This window comes from Candidatus Clostridium stratigraminis (genome assembly GCF_045310675.1).
GTDB classification, from domain to species: domain Bacteria; phylum Bacillota; class Clostridia; order Clostridiales; family Clostridiaceae; genus Clostridium_AT; species Clostridium_AT stratigraminis.
This window is the reverse complement of the sequence record NZ_JBJHZZ010000002.1, coordinates 116,396-128,955: the sequence shown is the minus strand read 5'-3', so window position 1 is coordinate 128,955 and position 12,560 is coordinate 116,396. Positions and strand designations below refer to the sequence as shown.

The window sequence follows — 12,560 nt, the reverse complement described above, 5'->3', positions numbered from 1 at the left end:
CTATTATTAATTGCTTATAGAAAATATTGGAATTACATTTGTGCTTAAGATATAATAATAATATAAACTTTTAATATGTTTTATTAGGGGTGAGATTTATAAATGTTTAAAAAGGGAATTACTGTAGTATTTTTTCTTTTATTCATTATGACTGGATGTACCGCTAAGCCTGTGAAAAATAACCAAAACAATTCAATTCCATTTAAGTATCTTTATGCTGGCTTTGTATTGCAAACTAATACTGAGCAAAGTAATAGTGATAATGGGTTCCCTATAGGGACAATTGTATTTAACACAAGTAAGGAATGGACGGACTTTATAGACAAATATTTTATTGATAAAAATTCTGTAAATCATGATTTCAAATATGCTGATATTTCTTATAGACTTCCTAGCGATAAAGTAGATTTTACAAAGGAATCTATAATTTATAATTCAGCGCTTAGTGCTAAAAATGACGTTTATGCGGCGGCATATCAAATATATAAGATAGAAATAGAGAAACATCAGCCTAAGGTTATTATACAAGATCTAGATAATAATTTAAGCATTAGCACTGCATGTTTGAATGGTTTCCAAAGATATATTGTTCTTGTTTCTGTAAATAAATCTGATTTACAGAAATAGAAAAAGGAATCTGCAATATTCTTAAACATTAATTTCTAAGGAATAATAATATTCCGATAATAACACCTATTATTTTGAGATTATTTGATGTATAATAAGGCTAAATTAATACATTCTAATGATAAAGGTAGGTGTTTTTAATGAAACCTGTAACAATGTTTATAACTGACTGGTGTCCCCACTGCAAAAGGGCACTATCTTGGATAGATGAACTAAGAAATGAAAATCCAAAATATGCAAGTATTGAAGTAAAGGTAATTGACGAGGAACGTCAACCTGAAATTGCTAAAAAATATGATTATTACTACGTCCCAACCTACTACATTGATAAAACTAAAATTTTTGAAGGCGGTACCACAAAGGATGTAATTAGAAGGGTCTTTGAAAAAGCTAGTGAATAATTAAGTTTCTAAATGCTGAAAGTCTAATCTTCATATAACTGGATTGTTTATTAGCTGCTGAAATATATGGTATAAAAATACCCCCAATCGTAGTTTTATTATCCTACAATTAGGGGTATTTTCACAATGTCCGTTTTTATTGGTTTAGTTCACAAGCATGGTATTATTAATTAAAGCTTATTCAGCACTCTTAAGGGATTCAATCATGTCTATCTTATCGAACTTTCCGTACATAGCAATATTTACGATGGCAGAAAATAAAATGGTAAGTAAAACTGAATAAAGGAAATAAATTGGATCTATTGTTTTGTAAAACATCATTACATTTGTTTCAGCAGCATTTAAAACAAAACTGTTTAAAATTATTCCAAAACCAATTCCAACTATACTTCCTATAATAGTTAATAGAATATTTTCCCTATATATATAGGCTGCAAGCTCGTTATTGTAGAACCCTAAAACCTTTATTGTGGCCAATTCTCTTTTTCTTTCACTGATATTGATATTTGTAAGATTATAAATTACAACAAAGGCCAACACCCCTGCTGATATTATTAAGATCAATACCACTGAATTTATACTGTTCATGCTCTTGTTGTAGTCTAGATGGACATTGTTTTTGAAGCTTACAGAACCTACATCTTCAATACCAGTTATTGCTTTTGAAGTATTATTTTCTGCATTTTCAGAGGTATCTTTTATAAGGCCGTAAAAACCGTTAAACTGTGCATTTTCACCTGTTATCTTCTTATAGTAATCAGGGCTCATATAAATAAAATGAGATAGGTAATGCTCAGTTACCGCAGATATTTTAGCTTCTATTACCTTATCATTTAAGGTAATTTCTATTGTATCTCCAGCCTTTTTATTAACAAGATTTGAAAGCTTCTCTGTAATTATTACTCCGCTATCATCAAGCTTTAAGGAGTTGCTATTTATTGTAAGATCAATATAATTGTTAAGCTTCTCCTTATTTTCAGGAACTACTATATAGGCATCTTGGTTTTCATTATTTTTATTCTTAACTGTGGCATTTTTGGAATAGGTAAACAATATTGATTTAACATTTGAAATACCCATTACCTTGTTTTCTATATTATATTTATCAGACTCATCTATGGATTTTGTAAAGGAGGTTGTCATATCATATTTATAAATCTTACTAAATTGCTTTCCCATAGCATTTGTAACACCGCTTCTTAGGCCAAAGCCTGTTAACATCAGCCCCGTACAAGCTGCAATTCCTATTACTGTCATAAGAAGCCTCTGCTTATATCTAAATAAATTCCTTGCAGTAACCTTTTCTGTAAAGCTTAGTCTCTTCCATATAAAGCTTATCCTCTCAAGTAAAATGGTTTTCCCTGACTTAGGTGCCTTTGGTCTCATTAAGGAAGCTGGAGCTTCTCTTAATTCCTCTAAGGTTGAAGCAACAGTCGCAGCAGTAGTAAACAGCACAGCTATTAATGAAGCCTGAAGAGCAAACTCATAATTAAAGGAAGTAATTACATAAGGTATAGTATATAGAGATTGATAGGCATTCATAATCAGCGGCGGAAACAGTCTAAAGGCAAAGGATAATCCTACTAAACTTCCTGTAAGACTTGCAATTAGTGCATAAATTAAATAATGGGACACTATTGCAAATCTAGAATATCCAAGTGCCTTAAAAATTCCTATTTCAGTTCTATTCTCTTGAACCATTCTTGTCATAGTTGTAAGGCTTACAAGAGCTGCTACTAAGAAAAATATAAGGGGGAACGCCTTACCAATGTTGCTAATCCTATCGCTGTCTTGTCTATAGGTTTCATATCCTATATTTGCAGATCTACCAAGTGCATAAAAGCTTGGTATTTTAATATCCTTAAGCTTTTCCTTATTTTTTTGAATTTCAGCTTCAGCATCCTTAAATTTAGAATTTGCCTTAGCTTCTTCATCCTTTAATTCCTTTATATTCTTATCAAGTTCCTTTTGCCCAGTCTCAAGCTTCTTTCTTGCATCATTTAACTTTTTTAGCCCATCTTGCTTTGCACTATATAGTTCTGCTTCTGAAGCTGCTAGCTTATTCTTATTTACTGCAATTTGTGTACTTGCATTATCAAAGTTATTTTTAAGTTCATCAAGATTAAAAAAGGAATTAATTTGTACTAAGGCACCATCAGCTTTTAATGCGCTATACATGCTATAGAAGTCTTTACCTTTAATGTCCTTTTCATATACTCCATTTAAGGAGTTGTACTGCAGAATATAACTTTCATTTTGCGGATCCGAGTCTAGGAGCATCTTTGCCTCATTTACCTTGGCTTCAATGCCTTTAGAAATATTAGCTGCTGCCTCTGAAATTCCTGAATTAAGGGAAGCTTCACTTACTGAAAGCTGATTTTTGCCTTCTGACAATTGCTTTTGTCCATCAGCTATTTTCTTATTAAAAAGTGATTCATTATTTTTAAGCTCAATCTTCCCCTGATCTAATTTCTTTTGCGCCGCCTCAATAGCTTTATAACCTTCAGCAAATTTATCTGCAGCCTCCTTTTTCGAGGTTTCTAATTTTACTTCTGCATCATTTATTTTACTTTCTGCATCCTTTAACACTTCATCATATCTAATTTTACCTCTATCAGCACCAATGTCCTTAAGCTTTTTTTCTATTTCATCTGCAGCCTTTTTATAGTCCTCATTATTTAAGAGGCTGGTATTAGAAGTAATGCTGCTCATTTTTACATAGATTTCTGAATAGACATCGCTTTTAAATACAGTTGGTAGTATATAAACAAAACCTCTTACTGAGCCATTTCCAACTGAGCTAAGCTGTCTTTGTGCTGACGAATAAAGTGGAGACTGGGCTGTTCCAACTATTTTGAATTTATTATTATTAAGATCATCTAAAATGCTGGTGTCCTTGCCAGAATTAAGCTCTATTTCGTCTCCAATTTTCAGCTTATTATCCTTAAGAAATTTATCTTCAACAATGGCCTCGTTGCTGTTTTCAGGCATTCTCCCATTTACAACTCTCATAATATTCATGCCGTCTTTAGCTGGCAAAGAATTAACGTTTAGCACTAAGGAATGCTTATCTTTTTCGAATACTGCATCTATGGAATGTGAACCCTCAGCTGCCTTTATACCCTTTAGTTTTCCGATTTCCTGCACATCCTCTTTAGTTAAACCAAGGGTTGAAATTAATTTAAAATCCATAAGGTTGTTTTGGTTGAAGTAATAATCAGCGGAAATTTTCATATCTGGACTAGTAGCCCGCACACCAGCATAAAAGGCTACTCCCACAGCTATAATTATTACTATGGATAAGAACCTAGAAATAGTCTTTTTTATATCTCGAAATAAATTTTTTATAAATGTCAGTTTCATAATATCACTCTTAACTTCCTATCAACTTTATTAGTATACTTACAGCTTTTTAACAAACACTTTATTACTAGCAATTAATACTCTCTTTAATTGAAAAACTTTTGTCTACCACTCGATACTTTCAATTGGTATTGGGTTAGGATTTTTCTTAACATTTGCAATTTTGCCGTTTTTAACAGTTATGACTTTATCAGCAATTGGAGTTATAGCTGAATTATGTGTAATAACAATAACTGTCATATTGTAATTCTTTGAGGTATCTGATAAGAGCTTAAGTATTGCCCTGCCTGTGTTATAGTCTAGTGCTCCTGTGGGTTCATCACAAAGCAGAAGCTTAGGATTCTTAGCTAGAGCTCTTGCTATAGAAACTCTCTGCTGCTCTCCCCCGGAAAGCTGAGAAGGAAAATTGCTCATTCTCTCTGTAAGTCCCACATCTTCAAGCACCTTTTCAGGCTTCATTGGGTTTTTGCAGATTTCCACTGCAAGTTCCACATTTTCAAGTGCATTTAAGTTTTGAACCAGATTATAAAATTGAAACACGAAGCCTATATCCTCACGTCTGTATTTTGTAAGCATTTTTTTATTATATTTACTTATTTCGTTCCCATTAACATATATGCTGCCGGAAGATACCTCATCCATACCTCCTAGAAGGTTTAAAATAGTAGTCTTTCCTGCACCACTGGCACCAACTATAACAACGAATTCACCCTCTTCAATAGAAAAGGACACATTATCCACTGCTTTAATAATTACTTCTCCCATTGAGTAAATTTTTTCAACATTTTTTAGTTCTATAAAGCTTTCCATACTATTCTCCTTTAATGGCATATATGAGTTATTACTTTTTTAGTGAACCGTGGTTCTCTTTTAATTCAAAAAAATTGTTACTCCCGTAACAGCTAATTTTATATTCGTTCCACAACAGGTAAATTATATAAATTAATACCTGCTTTTCATTCATTATAAATCTTAAATGAAAATTGCTATTTAAAACATTAAGATTTTAATGCTTCAATAGTTTTTCCTATTTTCCCCTAATTTCCAGTTTGCTGTTAATATCCTTAAAAAGAATATCTATCATATAAATAATAAGTATCCTGACTTCCCTGCCATCTTCTTTTTCTCTTAAAATGATAGAGATACTCTCCACTATATTATAAGCAATAAGATAAATAATGAAGTTATCTTTTAGCTCTTTATTTTCAAGTGACAGCTCATATTTACACTTTTCGGTTACAATTCTTGTTATGAAATCTATAAAAGTACTTTTGCAGTTTTCATATTTAGAACCCTCACTTTTATTGAGCAAAATAGTTAGCTCTGTACTGTTCTCCTGAAAGATCTCCATTATTTTTTCCATAAGTTCATAAAATATATTTTCTGTATTGTCATTAAATTCCACTTTATTAAACTGATTTGTATATTCCATCAGCTTAAGGTACACAGAGCCAATAAGATTTTCAAACAAATCATCTTTGCTTTTAAAGTATTTATAAAAATTACCTACTGATGTAGCAGAGTTTTTAGCAATATCCCTTATGGACGCACCTTTATAACCCCTTAGTTTAAATTCCTTTAAGGCTTCTTCGGATATTTTCATTTTAATTTCCTCTTTTAAATATTGCATTAGAAAACCTCCGTTCTCTTTTAGTTTAATATAAGTAATGAATACTGTCAATAAAATTAATAGGTAAAAAAGTTAGTTTATTTAAGTTCATGAAGCTTTTTTAATATAAAAAGCATATGTTTTTTTTCCTCTTCTATTAAATTATTAAACAAATTATATTCCTCTGTATTCTTTTTAAAATTTTTTATAATTTCACTGTAAGTATCAATACCCTTCATTTCTATTGAAAAAGCAAAGTTGAAAAATTCCTTTTCTTTCCCGAAATTTATATTTTTATTATTATTTTTAATAAATTCCTCTTGCTCTCTAATTATCTCTTTAGCTTTCTCGCTTAAATCAAGATTAACATTTTCAATATTCCCAAATAACTCCTCAATTATATCCTTATGCTTTTCTTCCTGCTTGGCAAAAGTTATAACTGTTTCCTTAATCCTATCCTCACAGAAACCAGCTAGCTCTTCATAAAACACTCTTGCGTTTTCTTCTATTTGAATCATATTTTGACAAAATTCATTAAGTCCCATTATATCTTCTCCTACTCTAATAATGTCAAGTTGTCCTCCAATATAAGTAATGGATGTTTTTGAACATTCTCTTTTTCCAGGCACTCTAAACATAACATACACCTGTTTTATATTAGCTTAAAGCAGCCATTTTAAAACAGGTATATTTTATATTTCAAAGTTAATGCCTTATTTTACTGTTTATTATCGTTTGCAAAAGAGGTTCTTTTTATATAACCCCAATTCTTGCTTCCTTTTTTAAAGTTAAAGAAAGCCTGTACACGCCAAAATACTGTTAATTGCCTATAAGAAAGTTGCTCAAAGAAACTATAAAATATTAATTTAATTATCTCAAAGGCCTTGTTATACCTTTTATACGAAAGTTGTTCTAATAAAATTGCAAAAAGTGAAAATAAAAGACCATATAAGTATGCCATTAAAAATACAAAAATGAAGAACTTTGATAGAATTCCAAAAACTATAGAAAGAATTAATATTATATACCCTGTTGTTTCTATTACTGGTCCAAACATTTCAACTAGTATAAAATATGGCATGGACAGCATACCTACTATACCATACTTAGGATTAAATAGCATTTTCTTATACTTAAGCAATGAATCTATAAGTCCCCTATGCCATCTAACCCTTTGACTTCTAAGACTGCTTAAATTATCTGGTGCCTGTGTCCAGCATACTGCATCTGAGGTAAAATCTATTTTGTATTGAAGCTTGTTCCGTCTGTAATATTCATGTAGTTTTAAAGTTAACTCCATATCTTCACCTATGGTTTTACTATACCCTCCAACTCTAGTTACAGCTGACTTTTTAAAAACCCCAAATGCACCTGAAATTATTAGTAAAGCATTAATTCGTTCTAAGCCTATTCTGCTGCTTAGGAATGCTCTAAAGTATTCTACAATCTGAAATACAACAATAGCCTTTCTAGGAAGCTTAGCCTTTTGCAAATTTCCATCCTTAAAGGTACAACCATTAGCAATTCTTACTATCCCCCCTACTGCTATAGTTTCTTCATGTTTTAAAAATGGTTTAACTATCCTTAATAAAGCATTTTTTTCAATTATACAATCTGCATCTATTCCGCAAAACAGAGGATATCTTGCTACATTTATTCCTGCATTTAGAGCATCTGACTTACCTCCATTTGCCTTATCTACAACTACTAAATTAGTTATTTCAAAAGATCCATAAACCCCCTTAATTTCTTCACATGGAATTTGCATATTAACTTCTAGGTCTATTTTTCTTAAGTTAAAGTGATTGATTACCCTGCTTAAAGTTTCATCCTTTGAACCATCATTAACTAATATTATTTCAAATATTGGATAATCAAGGTCTAAAAGAGATTTTATATTATCTATTATAGTTTCTTGCTCATTATAGGCAGGAACTATTATAGAAATTGGTTTTGTATAATTGCTGATTATAGTAATATCATTATTAGCAACATTTATAAACTTTCTAAGTCGTCTTGTAGATAATACTATTAAAACAATATAAAGCATACTGATAATGAAAAAATAGGTAAGTAAAAAAATACTAATTACATTAATTATCTTTATTAATATATCCATCTATTATCCTCCTATATTCTTTACTGTTTCATAAATATCTTTGTTAGAATTAAGAAAATAATATGCTAGTGCTGAGGCATCTTCATCATTTTTATCTATAGACAATTCAATTAATGTATAAATTCCTTCTTCGCCCATTGAAGATATTGCCTTAGCTGCATTAAATCTAACCCACCATTCCTCATCTTTTATCATATAAATTAACTTGTCCTTAATCAGTTTTGAATCAAAGTTAGTCATTCCCTTTGTTATAGCAACTCTAACTTCCCATTCTTTTTCTGACATAAACATGTCATAAAGCTCATCTATATATATTTGATTTTTACTGCTGCATATAGCTGTTACAGCAGCAATTCTTACCTCTTTTTTGTCCTTTAAGAATTTTACAAGTCTGTCAGAATATACTTCTGTTTTTAATTCTTCTCTGCCAGTTAAGATTTTTAAGAAGATTATTTTCCCAATTTCGCTTTCTTCCGCTTCTAGAAGCTTAAGCCACTCTTCAAATTCTAACTTAATTCTATTCAATATTTCAATAATTCTATCACTTAATATATCTGAATTTACTAATTTGTGAATTATAAAATACTTTTTATCCTGCTCAACATTTAACATTGACAGTCCAAAATAACAGGTATACTTAATATCTAAGTCTTCCGAGTTTGAATACTGTAAAAGGATTTCATAGGCAGAAGCCACTTTCATAAATGCTAGCTTTCTTAGATATTTCAAATTTGGACTTCTCTTAATTTTATTAATTAAAAATAAATCTAGTTTTAATTCTTCTATAATTTCACTAATATCATTATTATCCTTTTCCGAACACTCAATTAATATGTCAATAGCAATCATTTTTCTATAAGTACTATTTGTTACAGCTTTTAGCTCAAGTAGGTCTCCAGCCTCTTCTATATGTTTGAAAATAAGTGAGCTTATTTCAGCTATAATTTTACTATTTCTATTTTCTACAATCTTTGTTTTAATAATTTGATAAAATATAGCTATAAGTATAAAAGCATTGATAACAAATAAAACATATATATTTATAAGTATAAAAGCTTGCATATTATTTGAAAACATAAACTATCACCACCTTATTTATTTTATCCAAGTAGGAAAACTTATTTTTCTTCATTTTCATAAATAACCTCCTTAATACTTACTGAAGGCATCTTTAAGAATAAAGTAAGACTGTTTTAACCTTTCATGATATACTGGAGTTTCCCAAGTCTTTAAATTATATAGCTTCATATCTACATATTCACTACTATTATCCCTTTTTACACTAACACCAGCATAGATTCCATCAATTTTAATTGGTGAAATTCCATTTTTATGTAGGTCGTCAATAATCATCCTTGAAGAAGGATCCATAAAACTCAGAAGCTGCCATGGTATTCTTACTTCTATTACATTATCCTTTACATAAAAATCAGCAAGTGAATTATAATCTTTGCTGCTAGGATTGCCATTGCCATAGTTAAGCTTTCCAGTTTCAACCCTTTGAAATGGCACTACTATCTTGTCCTCAGGCAATGTTAAAGGTCTGCTTATGCATAAATACATCTGAGTAAAAATACCGCTGTCCTTTGTATCATAATTTTTGTCTTCTGGAATCATATTAAGTTTTTTATTATATAAATAGTAAAAACTATTATAATATGAGTCAACCATTATCCTTGAATTATCTTTACCGTCAATAACTATTGCAAAATCTGCAGGTCTTCCAAAGCTTACATTATATTCTTTAAAGGTACTGTTTCCTTGATTTTGTATAGTATCAATGGGTATTATTACCTTGTCTTTACTAAAATCAAATTTATTAGCTTTTACCATAAAATAAACATAGGCTTCATCTGATTTTACATAGAGCTCTGCATCTTTACTTTTAGAAATAGGAGTATCATTTTTAAAGTTATCAATATTACCGTCTATATAGCAAATTGATGTTTTATTGCCAGGCTCAAAGGCAAGTAAACCAAAATGCTGCTCATTAGTTTCTACATTATCCCAATAAGGTCTTCTATCTGCTAAATCAAAGTCCATAGTATTCCAAGTTTTTTTAAACCACTCATCTTGCCAAGCAAAAATCATTCCTCCTGCATAACCCTCATCGTAAATATCCTTAAGCATTGAGGACTCCATTTCGCCTTGTTCTATTTCAGTAAGATTTCCTTGATTAAATCCGGTATATACATTCTTGTGAGCTATTCCTCTACTAGCAGGAACTCCAAATTCTGCCACAAGTACAGGCATACTATGTTCTTTTCTAAGGTCCCTTAAATAAGCTTTATAGGTGTCTATCTTTCCATTGCTATCTTTAAAATTAGCATAATCCTTTTGATAAACTATACCATCAGGATAATATGGATAAATATGATATGAAGCAAATAACCCTGTTTTAAAGGTATCTTTCTTTTTTATGTGCTCCATATTTACTGATACCTTATCTTCATTTTCACTTGGTTCATTAGGGTGTTTAAGCATGTCTGTTGTAATCCAATTAGTAAAACTTACAGGCCTTTGCATTTTATATTTACCTGTTTCATAGTCTACAGCGCTTTCTCCAATTTCACATAATAAGGCTTCAAATGGAGAAGCTCCTTCTGTATATAGATATTTCCCATCAAACTTATTCTTGTCCTTATTTTTTTCATTTGTATTTATAACAAAGTCAGGATCCCATTCTATTCCTAATATAAATCCCATTACATAAGGGGATATATCCTTCTCATACTTTCCACCTGCATAACCTGGAACTTTGGTTAAAGTCTTATTGCCATGAATTATATCTATTATGGCCTTAGTATCTTCAATAAACTTATCCTTAATTTTTGGATCATAGCCATTATTTATATTTGCTATATCCTCCTCATTGACCCATATTCCTTGAAATAAGTATAGTTGTTTTTGTGAATTTTGATTATATTCATACAGAGCATCATAAAAGTCAGGAGTTAATATGGTATAAACTCTTATAGCATTAGCATTCATATCACTAATTTCTTTAAACCATCTTAAATAATCCTCTTTAGTTATTCCAAATTCTCCTGGAAAACTTCCTGGCTTTCCGGCTCCAATATTTACTCCTTTTATAAAATCTTTTTCCCATTTATTGTCTTTATAGCTGTAAAAATTCTTTGTATCAACTTTAGATATGTACCTAATAGAATCGCTATCTGTAAACACATTATTATTCTTATTTTTGCTGTTATAAAACTTAATACCAACTACAGCTGCTGCACTTATTATGATTATGATTATGACTATTATGAAAGTTTTTTTCTTTATCTTCCCATTCATAAATTCACCTCTTAAATCTTAAACATATTTTGTTAATACTTTACTTTTTTATATGCTTGTACTATGAATTCTTATATATTTATTAATTTGTTTTATCGATAATAATTATTATAAGATAATTATATCTTATTTAATAATTTCTCTCAAGCTATTTTTTGAATTTTGCAAAAATAAAAAATGGCATCCATATTACTTATCTTACAAATAAGTAATATGGATGCCATTTTATTATTATTATTAAATTTCATTTATAGCATGGTAAACTGCATCTTCATTATTAGTGTAGGAAGATACGTTGTCCCACTCTTTTAATAAACTTATGTCTGAGTTTTTCACAGCAATTCCTATACCTGCATATTTTAACATGTCGATATCGTTAAAGCTGTTCCCCATTGCTAAGATATTTTCCCTTTTAATATTTAATAGCTCTGCTATCATCTTAAGAGCTTTTCCCTTAGATATTCCTTTTGGAATTACATCTAGAGCAAAAGGTGCTGATGTAGTAATAGCAGCATCTACGTCTCTTAGTTCATCATCAATTGCACCGTTAATATCTTCATTATAATAGATGATGATCATATTTACATCTTCTTTAATATTTTCGCTTAATTTTCCAACAACCTTATAATTAATATTTCTGCTCTTAGAAAAATCAATAGATCTCTTATCAGGCTCTTTTATATACAAAACGTCATCAATATAAACTTTAACGTATAAATCTCTTTCTTCTCCGTATCTTATAACCTTCAATGCCTCTTTTAAAGGAATTTTATCAGTAAAAACCTCTTTTCCTCCTGGAATAATTATCCTACCTCCGTTATAAGCCACAATAGGTATATCTATATCTAAATCTTCTCTAACTAAATCGGCAGCTTTATAGGGTCTTCCCGAAACTAAGGCAATTTTTATACCTCTATTATATAAACCTTTTAAAGTTTCTTTTGTTCTTTGAGATATGCCAAGATGGTTATTAAGTAATGTACCATCAAGGTCCAAAGCAACTAATTTAACGTTTTTAAAATTATAGCTGTCCTTAGCCACTTATGCTCCCTCCCCCTGCTACATTAAGCATTACTAGTTTTTGATTGCATCTTGAAGCTGCTACTTCAATAGAGCCTTATCAAAACCGCTGCTTAAAACA

Annotated in this window: 10 protein-coding genes; 2 read left to right on the top strand and 8 right to left on the bottom strand. The window is 30.3% G+C overall.

Features of this window, described 5'->3' with window-relative positions:
- The first annotated feature begins 102 nt into the window (after positions 1 to 102).
- Both ACJDUG_RS04950 and ACJDUG_RS04945 read left to right on the top strand, forming a co-directional pair.
- Complete coding sequence (locus tag ACJDUG_RS04950) at positions 103 to 627, top strand: hypothetical protein (protein WP_406768797.1); 525 nt, start codon at positions 103 to 105, stop codon at positions 625 to 627.
- Between the two features lie 140 nt (positions 628 to 767).
- A complete protein-coding gene (locus tag ACJDUG_RS04945; protein WP_406768796.1) occupies positions 768 to 1,028 on the top strand; it encodes a glutaredoxin family protein in 261 nt (86 codons plus the stop codon).
- Between the two features lie 177 nt (positions 1,029 to 1,205).
- On the opposite strand, the gene ACJDUG_RS04940 is transcribed toward ACJDUG_RS04945, so the two are convergent.
- The 8 genes from ACJDUG_RS04940 to ACJDUG_RS04905 form a co-directional block, all read right to left on the bottom strand.
- Positions 1,206 to 4,391: an ABC transporter permease gene (locus ACJDUG_RS04940; protein ID WP_406768795.1), complete on the bottom strand. Its 3,186-nt coding sequence runs from the start codon at positions 4,389 to 4,391 to the stop codon at positions 1,206 to 1,208.
- 105 nt (positions 4,392 to 4,496) lie between these two features.
- On the bottom strand, positions 4,497 to 5,201 hold the full coding sequence (locus ACJDUG_RS04935) for an ABC transporter ATP-binding protein (protein WP_406768794.1): 705 nt from the start codon (positions 5,199 to 5,201) through the stop codon (positions 4,497 to 4,499).
- A gap of 217 nt (positions 5,202 to 5,418) precedes the next feature.
- On the bottom strand, positions 5,419 to 6,021 hold the full coding sequence (locus ACJDUG_RS04930; protein ID WP_406768792.1) for a TetR/AcrR family transcriptional regulator: 603 nt from the start codon (positions 6,019 to 6,021) through the stop codon (positions 5,419 to 5,421).
- 77 nt (positions 6,022 to 6,098) lie between these two features.
- On the bottom strand, positions 6,099 to 6,638 hold the full coding sequence (locus ACJDUG_RS04925; RefSeq protein ID WP_406768791.1) for a ferritin family protein: 540 nt from the start codon (positions 6,636 to 6,638) through the stop codon (positions 6,099 to 6,101).
- Between the two features lie 80 nt (positions 6,639 to 6,718).
- A complete protein-coding gene (locus tag ACJDUG_RS04920; protein ID WP_406768790.1) occupies positions 6,719 to 8,119 on the bottom strand; it encodes a glycosyltransferase family 2 protein in 1,401 nt (466 codons plus the stop codon).
- Positions 8,120 to 8,122: 3 nt separating this feature from the next.
- Positions 8,123 to 9,196, bottom strand: coding sequence for a HEAT repeat domain-containing protein (locus ACJDUG_RS04915; protein WP_406768789.1), 1,074 nt, complete (start codon positions 9,194 to 9,196; stop codon positions 8,123 to 8,125).
- Positions 9,197 to 9,268: 72 nt separating this feature from the next.
- The gene (locus ACJDUG_RS04910; protein ID WP_406768788.1) at positions 9,269 to 11,419 is read right to left on the bottom strand and encodes a family 2 glycosyl transferase; all 2,151 of its coding nucleotides are present in this window, start codon (positions 11,417 to 11,419) and stop codon (positions 9,269 to 9,271) included.
- Between the two features lie 237 nt (positions 11,420 to 11,656).
- Positions 11,657 to 12,460 (bottom strand): Cof-type HAD-IIB family hydrolase, encoded by an 804-nt coding sequence (locus ACJDUG_RS04905; protein ID WP_406768787.1) that lies wholly within the window; start codon positions 12,458 to 12,460, stop codon positions 11,657 to 11,659.
- Between the last annotated feature and the right edge of the window lie 100 nt (positions 12,461 to 12,560).